Raw genomic sequence first — 16,111 nt, forward strand, 5'->3', positions numbered from 1 at the left:
GTTCCTTCCCTGTGCGCTGCGCGAGTCGCGCCGCTAACGGGCACAACCCGAAATCGTCAGGCCAAAGCTCGCCTCGTTGATCGCGTAGTCCATCATGTTGCTGTCGTGAACCGTGGACGGAAACACGCGCCAGTTGGCGAACGACGGCGCCTTGATCTTCACGCGCGCGAGCCGGCAGCCCGCGTCGAAATGGACGGCGTAGAGCACCGTGCCGCGCGGCGACTCCGCCCACCCCAGTCCTTCCGTCCGCGCGGCCGCGACGCAGTCCGCCCGCAACGGACCGTTCGGCACGCCCTCGCCGATCGCCCGGTCGACGAGCGCCAGGCTCGCACGCAGTTCGGCAATGCGCACGCTCATGCGCGCATACGCGTCGCCCGCTTCGGCAATCGCGACGGTCGGCGGTAGCGCCGCATAGGCTGCATACGGGTGGTCGCGGCGCAAATCGCGATTCACGCCCGACGCGCGCTCGACCGGTCCGGTCGCACCCTGATCGAACGCGAGCTGCTGGCTGAGCGGCGCGGTCGAGATCAGGCGATCCAGATGGCTCGTGGTGCGTTCAATCAGCCCAACGTAGCGATCGACTTCCGGCGAGAGCGCAGCGAGTCCTTCGGCAATCGCGTAGACGTCGAGCTCGCGCCGCACGCCGCCCGGCCAGATCAGGCCGCGCAGGAAACGGCTGCCCGTTGCGCGCGCATTGATCTGCTTGGCCTGCTCCTCGAGCAGCTTGCCCTGCGCTTCGCCGACCTTGAGTGTCGTCGTGTGGCACAGGTGACCGAGATAGTGCAGATGGTTGTAGATCCGCTCCAGCTCGGCGGCGACGAGTCGAAACCAGCGCGCACGCCCGGGAACTTCGCAGCCTGTCGCGTCTTCCACCGCCTGGGCGTAGGCGAGCGCGTGGGCCACGCTGTCGACGCCGGAAACGCGCTCCGCGACCAGCGCGCCCGTTACGCCGTCGACGCCCTCGAACTGCTTTTCCATGCCCCGATGCTTGAGAAACAGATTGGGGTGGTAGTGCAGGATGCCCTCGCCGAGATAGTAGAAAATGAACTGCGCCGATTCGACGACGTCCGCCCGCACCGGACCAAACGGCAGAAGCTGGACATGTTTGCCCGAGACGTCCGGCAGCTTCGGCGCAGTCAGCGTAGCGGCAATACTCCGGCGTTGCGTACCGGATGGCTCCAGAGGCCCTCGTTCCCCGTGCGGCAGAAATGCGGTGACGAGTCGTTCCGGCTCCGGGTGATTCGAGAACGGGATGCCGCTCATCTCCATGACCTCGCGCTCGTGCCAGCCCAGCAGCGGGCAGATGGCGGCGAGGCTGGGAACCGGCTCGCTATCGACATCGACGGACCAGCCGCAGAACGGCTCGCGATCCGGCACCGTCGCGACGTAGCGCAACTGCGCCTGCTCCGGCGCCGGAAACCAGGCGTAGACGCCCTGCATCCGGCCGCCTTGCGCCAACAGCGCGCGGGCGCGAGCCGGCAGTTCGTTGGCGCGCAGCGCCACGTATTCGCAATTGCTCATCGATTGCCTCCGCCCAGATCGGCCGCAACAGCCCCGAAGAAGTGCCATAGCGGCTCGGGCCACCAGATACCCAGCACGAATACCGGCAGGAGTGCCAACCACATCGGCAGCGTCATCCACGCGTCGATCTCTACGGGGCCATTTCCGTTCGACGGAAGCCGTTCGGCCGGCCTCGCGTCGAGATCGAGATACATCTTGCGAAAGTGATTGAGGAAGCCGATGAAAATCACGATCAGCAGCACCAGCAGCACGATCACTGCCCACGCGTTGGGCGTCGCGAATCCGGCGCGCATCAGCGTGATCTCGCTGAGGAACAGCCCGAACGGCGGCGCGCCCGTAATGGCGACGGCGCCCGCGAGCCAGAGGGCTCCGGTCACCGGAAAGCGCGCCCACACGCCGCGAATCGCGTCGATGTCCCGGGTTCGATAGACGCGCATCGCGTTTCCCGCGCCGAAGAACATGAGCGACTTGTTCAGCGAATGATTGAGCATGTGGTAAAGCACGGCCGCTATGGCGAGCGGACCGCCAAAGCCGATTCCGAGCGCGATCACGCCCATGTGCTCGATGCTCGACCAGGCCATGAGCCGCTTGATGCCCTGCTGCCGCACGATGAAAAGCGCCGCGACGAAGAGCGAGATCGCGCCGAACGCCACGAGCACCGTGCGCGGCAACGCCGAGCGGCTCGCCGCGTCGGTAATCGTCAGGAAACGCGCGATGCCGAGCATGGCCGTATTGAGCAGCGCGCCCGAGAGCATCGCCGAAACGGGCGCGGGACCTTCGCTATGTGCGTCGGGCAGCCACGTGTGCATGGGAACCAGCCCGGCCTTCGTGCCGTAGCCGACGAGCACGAGCAGGAAGGCCATCTGGATCAGCGCGGGGTTCATGTGCGGGGCGGCAGTCCGCAGCGCACTCCATGTCATATCGTAGGTGGGGCCGAGCACGAGACTGCCGGCCCAGTAGAAGAGCACCGTGCCGAGCAATGCGAGGCTGATGCCGGCCGACACGACAATGATGTATTTCCAGGCCGCCTCGATGGCTTCCCGACCCCGCTCGAAGCCGACAAGAAAGGTGCTGACGAGCGTGGTCAGCTCGATGGCGATCCAGTAGACGCCGATGTTGTTCATCAGCGGACCGCAGATCATCGTCGTCGCGAAGAGCGCGAACAACGCATAGAAGCCGGGCAGGCGCGCTTCCTCCTCCTTGATGAGCCGCATGTAGCCAATGGCGTAAATCGACGCGAGCCCATACACGAGGCAGGTGCAGACAAGCGTCCACGCCCCGAGGGCGTCGAGCAGCACATAGCCGTTGACAAAGGTCGTCGCCCCATCGACGTGAGCCGTGAGCCACAACGCCGCCACGACGCTGGCGCCGGCCGCGGCGATATTCGCGTATTCGGCCACCCGGACGTGCTGGCTCGCCGTGGCGGCCACGGCGGCCAGGAGCGGCGCGACAATGACGAGAACGAGCCATCCCTCTACCATGATCACCCCACCAGACGCCGGAGTTCGCGGCTGCTCGTGCTGCCGACGTGCGCAACGAGATAGCGGACCAGCACGCCGAAGCTCACCACGATCACAAGGAGATCGAACAATAGGACGAGTTCGATCAGCAGCGGCATGCCGGGCACGAGAATCTGCGAGCCGAGAAAAATGCCGTTTTCAAGAATCAGCAGGCCGAGCACCTGACTGATCGCTTCCTGGCGGACGGTCAGCATCAGGAAGCCGATGAGCTTCATCGACAGCATCACCGTGAGCGCGAGCACGACCACGGTGCCGCCCAGCCCCAGCGCATTGCCAAGGTGGTTCGACACCACGAAGGCGAAGAGCACCAGCAGCGCACCCAGCACGAGGCTCGATCCGGGCTGCAGGATCACGTGCAGTTCGCGCTCCACGGCGAGGCGCGCAATGATGCGCCAGATGAGATACGGCAGCACGAGGCCGCGGAAGAATGCGGTCAGCACGGCCACCAGATACAGCTCGTGATAGTGGCCGTAGTAGCCGACCGCGCCGGAGAGCAAGGCGATGAGCCAGGATTCGGCCATGAACGCGAGCAGATAGTCCTTGAGCCAGCGCGAACCTAGCATCACGAAGGCGAGCAGCAGACTGCCGATCGCCAGCAGGCTGAAGAGCGATGCGGCAAGCGGGCTCAGATGGGCGAGCAGCATGGCGTCACCGTAGCTGGTTGGCCGCGATGGCCAGCACCGCAAGCATGAACGAAGCCGCGAGCGGTTCCTGATACCGGAAGAAGCGCAGCCTCGACTGCGCCGTTTCAACGAGCACCACGACGAGCGCGACGACCAGCATGCGCGCGAAAAGGCCCGCCGCCGCGCCGACCGCTCCGAGTGCCGTGCCATGTTGCGAGAGCCCCCACGGCAGCGTCAGCACGTTGCAGAAGATGGTGTAGAGAATGAACTGCTTCATCATCGAAGCCCACTTGAGCAACGCGAGCAACGGGCCCGAGTATTCGAGAATCCGCGCCTCCTCGATCATGTAGACCTCGATGTGGGTGCTCGAGTGGATCGGCAGCCGGTCGGTCTCGACCAGCAGCAGCACGAAGAATGCGAACACGAGAAAGAGATGCGCGGGACTCCAGTACACGGACGGCTGCTGCACGAGCAGATGATTTACGACGAACGGCAGCATGGCCTTCGCGAGCAACGTGATGCCGACGAGCACGAGGATCAGCGTCGGCTCGGCGAGGATGCCGAGCATCACGGAGCGGCTGGAGCCGATGCCGCCGTAGGCGCTGCCGGAGTCGAGCCCCGCGAGGACGATGGCGAACGAGCCGAGCGTGAGAATGAGCCCTCCGCCCAGGATGTCCCCCATATCGGAGAGCGGCAGCGGAAAGTCGGTAAGCACGGGGATCAGGATCGGCACCGTCATCATGCAGGTGAACGCGACGACGGGTGCGCACCAGTAGATCCATGAAGCCGTTTCCGGCACCACGATCTGCTTGCGGAACAGCTTGCGCAAGTCGCGGTAGGGCTGAAAGATGCCGGGGCCGCGTCCGCGCTGGACGCGCTCCTCCCACTGGAGAATCACGCCCTGCAGCAACGGGGCCAATGCGAGAACGGTGACAACCTGCGCGATCTGCAGGAGTATGTCGCGCGCGCTCATGACCGATCTCCGCGCGGGCGCAGGCGCGTCGCAGGTCGTATGGCGCACGGCCCTACCCCGCGCGATAAAGATGTTCGCGCGACCGGGCGGTGGGTGAAGCACGGGGGGTTATGCCATGACAACTCGCTCGCGCATCCCATGTTCTTCGCTTTTTTCAGGCATTCGTATGCCCGGGATGCTCGTGAATGCGAGCCGGTCAGACATGCCTACCGGCCCCGGCGCCCGGGGACTGGTAGGCATCATCAGCCGCGAGGGGAAGACGCGGCGGTTAAGGGAGGATGCCATCTCCACAGGATTCAGTGACGAGTATAGGCAAGCGGTCGCCACATGCAAGACCGGAGATTTTCTCCTAGTGAGGTCGCCGTCCGAAGAGCGGGAAGTGTTTCTTTGCTTCGGCGGTCTGTCCCTCGTCGCCAAGCAGTCCGAACTCAATGGGCGTGCGCGTGTAGAACACATGCACATGCTGCAGCCTGACCACATCGAGCATGCGGTCCGCCTCGTCCTCGGTCACGGCCAGGATGACCTGGATCGGCTGATCCGCGAGCCTCAGCGCATGCGCCGCATGATGCGCGCCGGCGTGACCCGTGCCTTCCGCGCAGTTGATGACGGTGGCGCCGTGAATGCCCAATTGCTTTGCCTCGTGCAGCAGCCATTCCGTGATGGTGTGGTGGCCGTGACGGCGATTCTGCTCGGTGTAGAACGTAAGCTGGTAACCGTTCATGTCTGCCTCCGTCGATCGACACCGCGACCCGTGCCACGATGGTTCCACCGCAGCGTGGACCGCGGCGCCCGTCTCCCTCAGGAAATTCTAGTGCATCGGCGGAATTCCGCCGGATACCGCAGTGCGGGAAAGCGGGTAATCATGAAGCGCCGGCCGGCCGGGACTCGCCGGCTCCCGCCTCATGACCGGACGGGCTCGAGTGTGTGCCGCGGCGAGGCCGGAACGCCGCGCGGCCCGCATATTCCGCCTGCTCGCCCAGCGTGCTCTCGATGGTGAGCAGCCGGTTGTATTTCGCCACCCGCTCGCCGCGCGCCGGGGCGCCCGCCTTGATCTGCCCGCAGTTCAGCGCGACCGCGAGGTCGGCGATGCTGGTGTCTTCTGTTTCGCCCGATCTGTGCGAAACGAGGCACGTATAGCCTGCCGAGAACGCCAGCGCCGCGGTGTCGAGCGTTTCGGTCACGGTGCCGATCTGGTTGAGCTTGATGAGGATGCTGTTGCAGCAGTGTTCTTCGATGCCGCGCTGGAGGAACGTCCGGTTCGTCACGAACAGATCGTCGCCGACGATCTGAACGCGGTCGCCGAGATCGCGCGTCAGTTCGGCAAAGCCGCTCCAGTCGTTATCCGCCAGCGGGTCTTCGAGGGAAATCAGCGGGTAGCGATTCAGCCAGTCCGCCCAATACGCGATCATCTCTCGCGAATCGAGCGACTTTCCGTCGCGACGCAGAGCATAGCGGCCGTCTTCGTAAAACGAGGTGGCGGCCGGATCGATGCCGATGGCAATGTCCTCGCCCGGACGGTACCCTGCCCGCTCTATTGCCCGCACGATCAGCTCCATGGCGACCGCGTTGGACGGCAGCTGGGGGACATACCCGCCCTCGTCGCCCACGTTCGTCGATGCGCCCGCGTCCGCGAGGATCGCGCCAAGAGCATGGTAGGTTTCCGCGCCGTAGCGCAGCGCCTCGCGAAACGTCGGCGCACCGAGCGGCACGAGCTTGAACTCCTGCACGTCGGGCCCGTCGTGTCCATGTTTGCCGCCGTTGAGGACGTTGAACATGGGAACCGGCAGCACATGCGCCTTCGCACCGCCCAGGTAGTGAAAGAGCGGCAACCCGGCCGCAAGCGCCGCGGCTCTCGCGCAGGCAAGCGACGCGCCGAGTACCGCATTGGCGCCCAGCCTCGCCTTGGACGCGGTTCCATCCGCCTCGATCAACGCATCGTCGATGCGGCGCTGGTCGTCCACCCGCATTCCGGCCAGCACCCGGGCGATTTCCTGGTTGACGTGGCGCACCGCCTCCAGCACGCCTTTCCCACCGTATCGGCGAGCGTCCCGGTCACGCAGCTCGACCGCTTCGAATTCGCCCGTCGAGGCGCCGGACGGCACCGCTGCCGTCGCGCTCACACCACTCGAAAGCGTGACCGTCACTTCGACGGTCGGATTGCCGCGCGAATCGAGAATCTCGTCGGCGCAAACGGTTTTTATCAAAGCAACGTTGCCCATATCACGGCTCCCTATTTCCATGAGCACTGCGAAATGCCGTTACTGCCTGCCTGATCGCTTCAAAGGCCGCGTCGATATCGGCCCAGCCGTTGAACTCAACCCACTTGCCCGGCTCCAGCTTCTTGTAGTTTTCGAAGAAAAACTGGATCTGGTCGAGCGTGAACTCGCCCACGTCCGCCAGTTCGCGGATAGCCCGCGTGGCAGGGCACACGCTATCGACAGGCACGGCGATAACCTTCTCGTCGGGGCCCGCCTGGTCCGTCATATTCAGGAGGCCCACCGGGCGGCACGAGACCAGCGAAAGCCGCTCCAGCGCGAACGGAGCAATGACGATGATGTCGAGCGGGTCGCCGTCGCGCGCGAGCGTTCCGGGAATGAACCCGTAGTTCTGCGGATAGCGCATGCCCGCGCTCATGATCCGGTCGATCCTCAGTAGTCCGATATGCTTGTCGACCTCGTATTTGACCGGCTCGCTCTGCGCAGGAATCTCGATGATCGCGTTCACGTCGAGCGGCACGTTTTCGCCGGTGGGAATGGCGTTGAAGTCCATCAGGCTCCTCCGTTCGTTCCAAGGGTGTCGTATTCGATCGGTGCGCGCGTATAGAACAACCTGATACCGCTGTCACGCAGTACCGCGAGCAGTGCATCGATTTCGACGTCGCCGGCAATGACGGTGACTGCGACTGGCTGGTCGGCCAGCTCGAAAAAGCGGGCGGCGTGGTACTTGCCTTTCGCGTCGACGCCTGCGGAAACCTCGGTGACGGTCGCGCCGCGAATACCCGCGCGCTTCACCTCGTCGAGTATCCAGTCCACCACCGTCATATGGTGTATGCGATGGCTCTGATTGGCAGCGTACACGGTCAGCTGGCTGCCGTTCATGACGGCCTCCGTCGACGCGGAAACAGCAGTGGACACGGAAACGGCAGGCGCACGGCGGCGCCGCACGCATTGGCGTGCAGGACGGAATTCGATCGCATGAAAAACCAGATTCGCAGAGTGACAAATCTGGGCAGCAGGACGCCTGGAACAATGCCCACGGCTTCCCGACCCAGGAACCCGTAGGCATCATTAGCCGGACAACGCCGGCGGTTGAAGGAGGAATGCCATCTCCTGCCGGTCAGTGTAGCACCGGCGTTTCGAGGCCGCTACTGTTTGCACAGCGGTTTGCGCAGCGCCCGCGCGTTATCTACAGTGGAAACGACAGATTACGGAGATGGCATACCTCCCCAAACTGCCGCGCAAACGCCGCGGATGATGATGCCTGGAGTTCCTGGCCGGGAGCTGCAGGGTCATGACGATGCCCCCCCGTCCAGGCTTGTTTCCTTTCAGCCGCATGGACGGTCAACGTGTTCGCTTCCCTGCCCTTCGCTGCCTCGCCGCACGCCGGTTTGCCTCTTTCGGATAACGAAGTTGATTTCCTCTGGTGGTTCATCCAGGGAAGCATCATGGATGCGGACGTGCGTGCGCGGCTCTGCGCGCACTGGGGGATGTGTCCGCGCCATGCGCTCGCGTTCTTCGCCGTCGAAGCCGCGTTTCGTCCGCACCTCATTCACGGAAGCACGATTCTCTATCACGATCTGATGAAGCGCGCACTGCACGTCCTCGGCGGGCACGGGCTCCATCGCCTCGCGCCTGCACCTGTCGTGCGTCGATCACTGCATGTGTGGGGCCCGTGCCATATGTGTAGTCTCGGATATGGTCCAGGTACGGTTGGCAACGCGCCCGCGGAGCGTCTTGCCCAGGGACGGAGCCTCGCCAACGCCCGCGCCTTTGCGCATGAGAGTCGGCGCGGCTGGCTTCCGCATGTCTGCGGGCAATGCGCCGGCACCGGTACCGGCACGCCATGCCGCTGCCACCTGATCGAAATGCCCGGCCACGACGGCGGCGCGGCGCTGCGAGCAGCACGGGCTTCCGTAGCGGACATCGCGACCCATCTTGCGCGCTTCGAAAACGCGTTCCGTTGGGACAGCCGGGCCACCGACACCGACGAAGACCGTGGCGCCCTCATCGCTGCCATCGGTTGGTGCGGCGGCTGGAGTGAAATATTGAACACGTTCGGCGCCGGTTGAGCGACGGAGACATCATGTTTCGCGAGAGGAACGGCAACGCATTTCCGCCCGGGTATGCGAGGCTGCGGGCGATGGCGCCAAGCTAGACGATTCCATCAATTCGTTGCGTCGACCGGTTGAATCCGCCGAGTACTTTCGGCCACTGATCACTTTCGGCATCGTGAAGGCCGCCTGGCCACCTTCCATTCTCTGGGGTTGGATTCAGCGCCCTGCGTAGTATCTTCCGGCTCGAACCATTCAGGCCAGGAGCTGCGGTGCCTGTTGTCCGCTTCGATGCAAGGAATCAACCTCTGCGCCAGCACAGGCAACTGATTGGCAGATTTGGCAATCCGGTATTTGACACTGTGCACGCACTCCCGGTCGCCAAATTCGCAACGATTGAGCCGGGTTCCGCCACAGGGGCCGTTCGCCAGGCCTTTGGGGCATGTCTCGGGGCATATGTAGAGGGTGTCCTGCAAGCGGCAGCGGCCGCAGGTATCGCAGCCAACCAGCGGCCGTTTGACCGTCCGTTCGACAGCATGCAAGGCATTCGCCCCCACGCCGACCTTCCAGATCGGCCGCGTCACGCTCCAGCCGAAGGCCCTGCTGAGCCATCCCGTGCGACTGAAGAACTGGCCATGTAGCGAGGAGAGCAGCGTATGTCGCAGGCGCTCCCTGCGGGTGGCGGTGACATCGGATTGCCCCATTTCCCAGGCATCGCTTTCGGGGGTGAAGCTTACCTGGGGTGCCCCAGGCATCTGCCAACTTGCACGCCATCGCTCGCCCCAATCGGTCAATGAGGTCGTGCTGTTCCGCTGCTCGGTGATCGCCTGCTCCAACGAAAGCAGTTCGTCAAGCGTATGCACCCCGGACACATGAGCACCGGCATAGCCCATCAATTGCAGGCCCACTATCTGCAGCGCCAGGCGCTCGAGGCTTCGTGCGCCGGCATAAGCCTGCGATACCTGCTGCTCCCTGCTCAACAGCATGCGCATGGATTCGGTGATGACGATGCCGGGTACGGTCTGCAGAAAGGCCGCGCGTTTGTCGGTCAGCCCCGTCACACAGGCCAGCATGGGTTTCATACGTGCCTGAGAGCGCATCCAGGTCTGGGCTTCACTATGCTTGGCGGCGTCAAAACCGAGTTGCAGGGTAAGGAAATCCGCCCCGGCCAGAAGCTTTTTTTGCGCTTTCAGATACTGTGCGCCGCCTTCTTCTTCGCGGTATTTGAACGGGTTCAGCGCAGCGCCCAACAGCCAGCCCGGGCAGTGTTCACGGGCAATCCGCAGCGCAGGTACCGACTCCAGATAGCGCACTGGTGCCTGACCAGGATAGTGGCCCGGCAGGCGATCACCACTGAGCAGCAACAATTGCTCCACACCAAGGGTCTTCATCGAGTCCATCTGGAGCAGCAAGTCGGCACGCTCGCGATCCTTGCCTGAAAAATGCAGCAGGGATGAAGCCGGATTTCCCAATACTTCAGCGGCTTCCAAGGGGCTCAAGTCCGAGTGCAGACCGACACGATCGGCGAAAGCTGGCAGTAGCGGCCAGCCTGCCAGGTGCCCGCGTTGCACGATTTGCTCAAGCGAGGCCAGGCGCGAAGGGGACTGTTGAGGAACGACCTCGAGCACGCAGACGAAGCGTCCTTCGTTTAGCGCCTGTTTCAATGAACTCAAGACAGCTCGATACCTTTTAGGTCAGAGGGGCGTCGTCGCAGCAGCCTCCTGGTGATAGTGCAAAGCAACCATCGCGATGACAGCCAGTAGCAGACCGGCGGCATGGAAGAAGAACAATTGCGCCGACGCCCAGCGGAGATAACCGCTCAAGCCGCGCTATGCGCGGCGATGTTGCGATATTGCCCTTTGAAATACAACAATGGCTGCGAAGCAGCAGCTTCTTGCAGGTCTAACGCTTTCACTTCACCAATCACGATCAGGTGATCGCCCGCAGCGTGTTCGGCGTAAATTTCGCAATCGAGCCAGTGAAGGCTGCCGGCAATGATCGGATTACCCAGCGGCGATTCCTGCCATTCGACGCCGTGCCACTTGTCTGTGCCTCGTCGAGCGAATTGGTTGGAAATCCTGACTTGCTCGTCCGACAGGATATTGACGACGAATCGACCTGCCCGGCGAATTTTTGGATAGCTGGCCGAACTGGACATTACGCTGAATGACACCAGCGGCGGACTCATCGACACGCTATAGAAAGACTGGCAAGTGAAGCCGATCGGCTCGCCATCGACGTGTGACGCAATCACCGTGATACCGGATGCGTAGTGCCCGAGCGCTTCGCGAAAGCTCAAAGGCTCGATGGCAGTGCTGGAAAGTGACATGGTAGATACCGAATACTGAGTGCGGCCCGGAAATATCAAAGCGGCGTATTTCGACAGATTCAGGGAGCCATTTCAAGGCACTCCCTGAAATCCACACAGCCTTCAATTCCCCGAGCACTACTTCCGACTTCAGCTCGGAACTAGTTCGAGAGTTCTTTTCGGACGATTTCCGCGCCCGCGCTCAAAGCACTCAGCTTGCCTCTCGCGACTGCACGTGACAAGGGAGCCATGCCGCAGTTGGTGCAAGGATAGAGCTTGTCGGCATCCACAAACTGAAGCGCTTTTCGCAACGTGCTGGCGACTTCCTCGGGGGTTTCAATGGTACCGGTTGCCACATCGATGGCCCCCACCATCACCTTCTTGCCTCGAATGAGTTCGATCAGATCCATGGGAACGCGAGAGTTGTGACATTCCAGCGAAACCATATCGATACTGGATTTTTGCAGCTTGGGGAAGGCTTCCTCGTATTGCCGCCACTCCGACCCCAGAGTCTTCTTCCAATCCGTATTGGCCTTGATGCCATAGCCATAGCAAATATGCACGGCGGTTTCACACTTGAGACCTTCAATCGCCCTTTCCAGGGTCGCGACGCCCCAATCATTCACCTCATCGAAGAAAACATTGAATGCGGGCTCGTCAAATTGAATGATATCGACGCCGGCGGCCTCCAGTTCCCTGGCTTCCTCGTTCAGGATCTTTGCGAACTCCCAAGCCAGTTTTTCGCGGCTCTTGTAATGATCGTCGTAAAGCGTATCGATCATGGTCATCGGGCCCGGCAAAGCCCATTTTATGGGCTGCCTGGTTTGCTGGCGCAAAAACCTGGCATCTTCAACGAAAACCGGTTTTTGTCGGGCAACCGCATCAACGACCGTCGGCACGCTTGCATCATAGCGATCGCGAATCCGAACGGTCTTACGGTTCTCAAAATCAACGCCGCTGAGGTGCTCAATAAACGTAGTAACAAAATGCTGGCGTGTTTGTTCGCCATCGCTGACGATATCAATACCTGCGTGCCGTTGTTCTTGCAACGACAAACGCAAAGCATCCTGTTTGCCCTCGGTCAATTGCTCATCCTGCAATTTCCAGGGTGACCAAAGCGTCTCGGGTTGTGCAAGCCAGGAGGGTTTAGGCAAGCTGCCGGCAGTTGAAGTGGGAAGCAATTTCTTCACGATATACGACCTTGCGTTTTTTATTAATCAAAGAGCGTAGTCAGCGGACCACTGCTCAAGAATGGCCTGGTATGGCTTGATAAATTGCTCCTCAACAAACCTTCCCTGCTCGACAGCCAGCCGGCTACGTTCTTCCCGATCGTAAACAATTCGAGTCAACGAAAAATCCTGATGCTTCAAACTGGGTTGATAGGATTTTCCTGCTGGAGAATTCGCATTGTAAATCTCGGGCCGGTAAATCTTCTGGAAGGTATCCATCGTGCTGATGGTGCCGATAAGCTCAAGATTGGTGTAATCGGCAAGCAAATCGCCGGCAAAATAAAAAGCCAAAGGTGCAACACTATTCGGAGGCATGAAATAGCGGACCTTCAACCCCATTTTTTCGAAATATTCGTCAGTCAAAGAATATTCGTCCTGCTGGTACTCGATACCCAATACAGGATGCTGATTGACAGTCCGGTGATAGGTCTTGCTACTCGAAACGCTTAGACATATAACGGGCGGTTTGGCGAAATGATCTCTGTAAGCTCTGGAATTTACGAAGCACTTGAACAGCTTTCCATGCAGCTCTCCAAAATTATCTGGCGTGGTGAATCCGGGCTGATTCTTGTTGTGCTCCAGCAATACTACACTGAAGTCATAATCTCGCACATAAGAGGAAAAGTTATTTCCTGCGATACCTTCAATGCATTCGTTAGTTTTTCGATCAACAATATTCGTTTTCAATATTTCGATCAAAGGAAGCGCGTCACCTCTGCTTTCCCCATCAATATTCAGTTCAACGGAAATGATTTCAAGTTTGACAGCGTAACGATCACCCTCAGGATTATCCCAATGCGCCAGCGCATTGAAACGATTGTCAATCATCCTGAAGGTGTTACGCAAGTTCTCCTGGCGACTCTTTCCTCTAGCCAGGTTAGCAAAGTTGGTCGTGATACGCGTATTTTCTGAAGGGCGATAGTCTTCATCGAAACAGATGCTGTTAATAGCAAATGTGAACTCTTTACTCATTGTTATCCTGCACCCTGGTTTCTGAAATGAATACTGCGTTTGTTCTTTGCTTTCAATGCTTCCCGCTTTTCTTCTCTGATTTTTTACTCAGCAGCCTCATTGGCATCGACATTCAGGACGAATTCCACGTTGAGCCGCGGCTGACCGGACATGAATCGATTTCATGCAACCATTAGTGATGCTCATGGCGCGGTGTACGTTGATCCGCGTAGTGACCATGTGCCGTGTGCTAATCAGAAGAAAAGTGACTGGCAGCGATGATATAGTTTTCATTGCATGAATGAAAATGGATTTATTTCATGCAGACATTAAATTTGTTCATGGAGTGAGCGATGCTGGATCGCAGTCATCTGATGGTCGTGCGGGAAGTGGAGCGGCAGGGTTCGCTCACGGCCGCCGCCGATACGCTCAATCTCACGCAGTCGGCGCTAAGCCATGCGGTGAAGAAGCTCGAGCAGCAGCTCGGTACGCCGGTGTGGACGCGCGAGGGACGTTCCATGCGGCTCACGCAGGCCGGACAGTACCTGCTGAGCCTCGCGAACCGGCTGCTGCCGCAATTCGAACTCGCCGAAGAGCGCATGAAGCAGTACGCGCAGGGCGAGCGCGGCACGTTGCGGATCGGCATGGAATGCGCGCCGTGCTATCAATGGCTGCTGAAGGTTGTGTCGCCGTATCTCGCGCGCTGGCCGGATGTCGACGTCGACGTGAAGCAGCGCTTCCAGTTCGGCGGCATCGGCGCGCTGATCGGCCATGAAATCGACGTGCTCGTCACGCCCGACCCGCTCAAGAAGTCCGAGCTGCATTTTCAGCCGGTGTTCGATTACGAGCAGGTGCTGGTGGTCGGCAATGACCACATGCTGGCCGGAGAAGCGTATGTCATGCCGGAGCAGTTGGCGCATGAGGTGCTGATCACGTATCCCGTCGAAACGGACCGGCTCGATATATACACGCAGTTCCTCACGCCCGCGAACATGGTGCCGAAGCGCCACAAGGTAATCGAGACGACCGACATCATGCTGCAGATGGTGGCGAGCGGCCGTGGCGTGGCGGCGTTACCTCGCTGGCTTGCGGAAGAATACGCGGGCTGGATGCCGCTCACGCCCGTGCAACTTGGAAAGAAGGGTATTACGAAGCAGATTTTCCTCGGCACGCGCAAGACTGATGACGACATCGATTATCTTGCGGCATTTGTGAAGGCGGCGCGGGAGTGGAAATGGGCGGAAGCAAAGATGCGAGACTAGTTTTGCATTGGGACATGAACAAAACTAATCGCTAGATGAAAAGATACCATTTCATCTTGCACGGCTCAGCCTCTATCATTTTCGCTGGAGAGCTTTAGCCGTTTGGCCTTTTAGCCTTTTGCCACCTGTGGACCCGTACCCCGCGTCGGGCCGCGCCACGCCGCGCCACGCCACGCCACGCCATCACGCAATGCTTGCGCCTGAAAATCAGCCGTGAGCGTCAGATACCTTTTTCTTCCAGGACTCCAATCCCATGTTCGAACGTCGCCGCTGCTCATTTGCCGAACATGAGAAAGCAATCAACTCGGCGATTTTCCCTGGCATCCAGGTGGTCTGCATGACGCATGCGATCGCGGGCAAGGCCGTCGCATTCAACGAGGCTGCATCGCTGGAGTTCAAGGCGCATCAGCCGCAGGCCGCGCGATGCGCGGCAGTGATGGATTGAGGTAAAACGACGATGACCAACTCCAACGAACGCAAATCCCTGCCCTTACCAGGCGGCCATCGGAAGGTTCTGCTGCATTCGTGCTGCGCGCCGTGTTCCGGGGAAGTCATGGAAGCCATGGTCGCTTCGGCGATCGATTTCACGATCTTCTTCTATAACCCGAACATTCATCCGCGCAAGGAGTACGACCTGCGCAAAGATGAAAACATCCGTTTTGCCGAGAAATTCGGCATCCCGTTCGTGGATGCCGACTACGATCGCGACAATTGGTTTGCGCGCGCCCGCGGCATGGAGAACGAACCCGAGCGCGGCGTTCGCTGCACGATGTGCTTCGACATGCGCTTTGAGCGCACGGCGCTGTACGCGCACGAGCACGGCTTTCCGGTGATCACCAGTTCGCTTGGCATTTCGCGCTGGAAGAACATGCAGCAGATCAACGACTGCGGCAAACGCGCGGCCTCTCACTATCCGGAACTGCTGTATTGGGATTACAACTGGCGCAAGGGCGGTGGTTCGGCTCGCATGATCGAAATCAGCAAGCGCGAGAATTTTTATCAGCAGGAATATTGCGGGTGTGTCTATTCGTTGCGCGACACCAACGAGCATCGCATCGCTACAGGACGCGAGCGAATCAGGCTGGGCGAGTTGTACTATGGGCAATCTTCAGCGGAGGAGAAGGACGCACAGCCTGCGGCGCTCAGGTCCTCACGTGCCACCTGATCTGGAAGAGGCGATCGGTGTTGCCGCGCTGCTCCACGACGTAACGCACGTGCCATTCGGTCATACGCTTGAGGATGAACAATGTCTGTTCGCGCGCCATGACAATGGCATCCGGCTCGCCAACATGCTGGCCGGCGAGCTCGGCATTGACGCGCCTCGGGCTTCGGGAAATCGTTGCAAGCCTGCTGGGTGTGGCTTCAGGCAAGAACGCGCCAGGCTGGGCGAAGGACATCGTGTCAGGTAGCATCGACGCCGATCTGCTCGACTATCTGCGCCGCGACAGCTTCTT

The 16,111-nt window shown here is 60.6% G+C and carries 16 protein-coding genes, 1 pseudogene and 3 riboswitches; of the genes and pseudogenes, 4 read left to right on the forward strand and 13 right to left on the reverse strand.

Annotated features, from left to right (window positions below):
* Nucleotides 1-33: 33 nt before the first annotated feature.
* From BAC01S_RS19305 to BAC01S_RS19340, 8 genes are all read right to left on the reverse strand, one after another.
* Nucleotides 34-1,521 carry a hydrogenase large subunit gene (locus BAC01S_RS19305; RefSeq protein ID WP_027796237.1) on the reverse strand — a complete coding sequence of 496 codons (1,488 nt, stop codon included), beginning with the start codon at nt 1,519-1,521 and terminating at the stop codon, nt 34-36.
* Complete coding sequence (locus BAC01S_RS19310; protein ID WP_027796238.1) at nt 1,518-3,002, reverse strand: proton-conducting transporter transmembrane domain-containing protein; 1,485 nt, start codon at nt 3,000-3,002, stop codon at nt 1,518-1,520. The genes BAC01S_RS19305 and BAC01S_RS19310 overlap by 4 nt, the downstream gene beginning before the upstream one ends.
* Nucleotides 3,003-3,004: 2 nt before the next feature.
* Nucleotides 3,005-3,685, reverse strand: a complete 681-nt coding sequence (locus BAC01S_RS19315; protein ID WP_027796239.1) for a hydrogenase — start codon at nt 3,683-3,685, stop codon at nt 3,005-3,007.
* Between the two features lie 4 nt (nt 3,686-3,689).
* A complete protein-coding gene (locus BAC01S_RS19320; protein ID WP_027796240.1) occupies nt 3,690-4,637 on the reverse strand; it encodes a respiratory chain complex I subunit 1 family protein in 948 nt (315 codons plus the stop codon).
* A gap of 226 nt (nt 4,638-4,863) precedes the next feature.
* Nucleotides 4,864-4,935, reverse strand: a riboswitch (Fluoride riboswitch).
* Between the two features lie 51 nt (nt 4,936-4,986).
* Entirely contained in the window at nt 4,987-5,358 is a 372-nt protein-coding gene (locus BAC01S_RS19325; protein WP_027796241.1) for a DUF190 domain-containing protein, read from the reverse strand.
* Between the two features lie 139 nt (nt 5,359-5,497).
* Nucleotides 5,498-6,856: a phosphopyruvate hydratase gene (gene eno / locus BAC01S_RS31920; RefSeq protein WP_084168667.1), complete on the reverse strand. Its 1,359-nt coding sequence runs from the start codon at nt 6,854-6,856 to the stop codon at nt 5,498-5,500.
* A gap of 1 nt (nt 6,857) precedes the next feature.
* The gene (gene ppa, locus BAC01S_RS19335) at nt 6,858-7,406 is read right to left on the reverse strand and encodes an inorganic diphosphatase (RefSeq protein WP_027796242.1); all 549 of its coding nucleotides are present in this window, start codon (nt 7,404-7,406) and stop codon (nt 6,858-6,860) included.
* Nucleotides 7,406-7,735 carry a DUF190 domain-containing protein gene (locus tag BAC01S_RS19340; RefSeq protein WP_027796243.1) on the reverse strand — a complete coding sequence of 110 codons (330 nt, stop codon included), beginning with the start codon at nt 7,733-7,735 and terminating at the stop codon, nt 7,406-7,408. Before BAC01S_RS19340 ends, ppa begins: the two co-directional genes overlap by 1 nt.
* A 173-nt stretch (nt 7,736-7,908) precedes the next feature.
* Nucleotides 7,909-7,976: riboswitch (Fluoride riboswitch) on the reverse strand.
* A gap of 80 nt (nt 7,977-8,056) precedes the next feature.
* A riboswitch (Fluoride riboswitch) is annotated at nt 8,057-8,127 on the forward strand.
* A gap of 75 nt (nt 8,128-8,202) precedes the next feature.
* Here BAC01S_RS19340 and BAC01S_RS19345 point away from each other — a divergent pair.
* On the forward strand, nt 8,203-8,925 hold the full coding sequence (locus BAC01S_RS19345; protein ID WP_156954465.1) for a hypothetical protein: 723 nt from the start codon (nt 8,203-8,205) through the stop codon (nt 8,923-8,925).
* 146 nt (nt 8,926-9,071) lie between these two features.
* On the opposite strand, the gene BAC01S_RS31925 is transcribed toward BAC01S_RS19345, so the two are convergent.
* The 4 genes from BAC01S_RS31925 to BAC01S_RS19365 all read right to left on the reverse strand — a co-directional run bounded on the left by BAC01S_RS31925 (nt 9,072) and on the right by BAC01S_RS19365 (nt 13,416).
* Nucleotides 9,072-10,580, reverse strand: a complete 1,509-nt coding sequence (locus BAC01S_RS31925) for a methylenetetrahydrofolate reductase C-terminal domain-containing protein (RefSeq protein WP_043202822.1) — start codon at nt 10,578-10,580, stop codon at nt 9,072-9,074.
* 146 nt (nt 10,581-10,726) lie between these two features.
* Nucleotides 10,727-11,236, reverse strand: coding sequence for a flavin reductase family protein (locus BAC01S_RS19355; RefSeq protein ID WP_027796245.1), 510 nt, complete (start codon nt 11,234-11,236; stop codon nt 10,727-10,729).
* 140 nt (nt 11,237-11,376) lie between these two features.
* Nucleotides 11,377-12,405: a methionine synthase gene (locus tag BAC01S_RS19360; protein ID WP_174442451.1), complete on the reverse strand. Its 1,029-nt coding sequence runs from the start codon at nt 12,403-12,405 to the stop codon at nt 11,377-11,379.
* Nucleotides 12,406-12,432: 27 nt separating this feature from the next.
* Nucleotides 12,433-13,416: a DUF1852 domain-containing protein gene (locus BAC01S_RS19365; protein ID WP_027796247.1), complete on the reverse strand. Its 984-nt coding sequence runs from the start codon at nt 13,414-13,416 to the stop codon at nt 12,433-12,435.
* 332 nt (nt 13,417-13,748) lie between these two features.
* Here BAC01S_RS19365 and BAC01S_RS19370 point away from each other — a divergent pair, with 332 nt between their 5' ends.
* The 3 genes and pseudogenes from BAC01S_RS19370 (at nt 13,749) to BAC01S_RS31930 (ending at nt 15,822) form a co-directional block, all read left to right on the forward strand.
* A complete protein-coding gene (locus tag BAC01S_RS19370; RefSeq protein WP_027796248.1) occupies nt 13,749-14,657 on the forward strand; it encodes a LysR family transcriptional regulator in 909 nt (302 codons plus the stop codon).
* A 280-nt stretch (nt 14,658-14,937) separates the two neighbouring features.
* Nucleotides 14,938-15,096: pseudogene (gene glyA / locus BAC01S_RS19375) on the forward strand (serine hydroxymethyltransferase); the annotation flags it as partial.
* An 18-nt stretch (nt 15,097-15,114) separates the two neighbouring features.
* Entirely contained in the window at nt 15,115-15,822 is a 708-nt protein-coding gene (locus BAC01S_RS31930) for an epoxyqueuosine reductase QueH (protein WP_043202823.1), read from the forward strand.
* Here BAC01S_RS31930 and BAC01S_RS19385 read toward each other — a convergent pair.
* Nucleotides 15,800-16,054, reverse strand: a complete 255-nt coding sequence (locus tag BAC01S_RS19385; RefSeq protein WP_156954466.1) for a hypothetical protein — start codon at nt 16,052-16,054, stop codon at nt 15,800-15,802. The genes BAC01S_RS31930 and BAC01S_RS19385 overlap by 23 nt on opposite strands.
* Between the last annotated feature and the right edge of the window lie 57 nt (nt 16,055-16,111).

Source organism: Paraburkholderia acidipaludis NBRC 101816 (assembly GCF_000684975.1).
Taxonomy (GTDB): domain Bacteria; phylum Pseudomonadota; class Gammaproteobacteria; order Burkholderiales; family Burkholderiaceae; genus Paraburkholderia; species Paraburkholderia acidipaludis.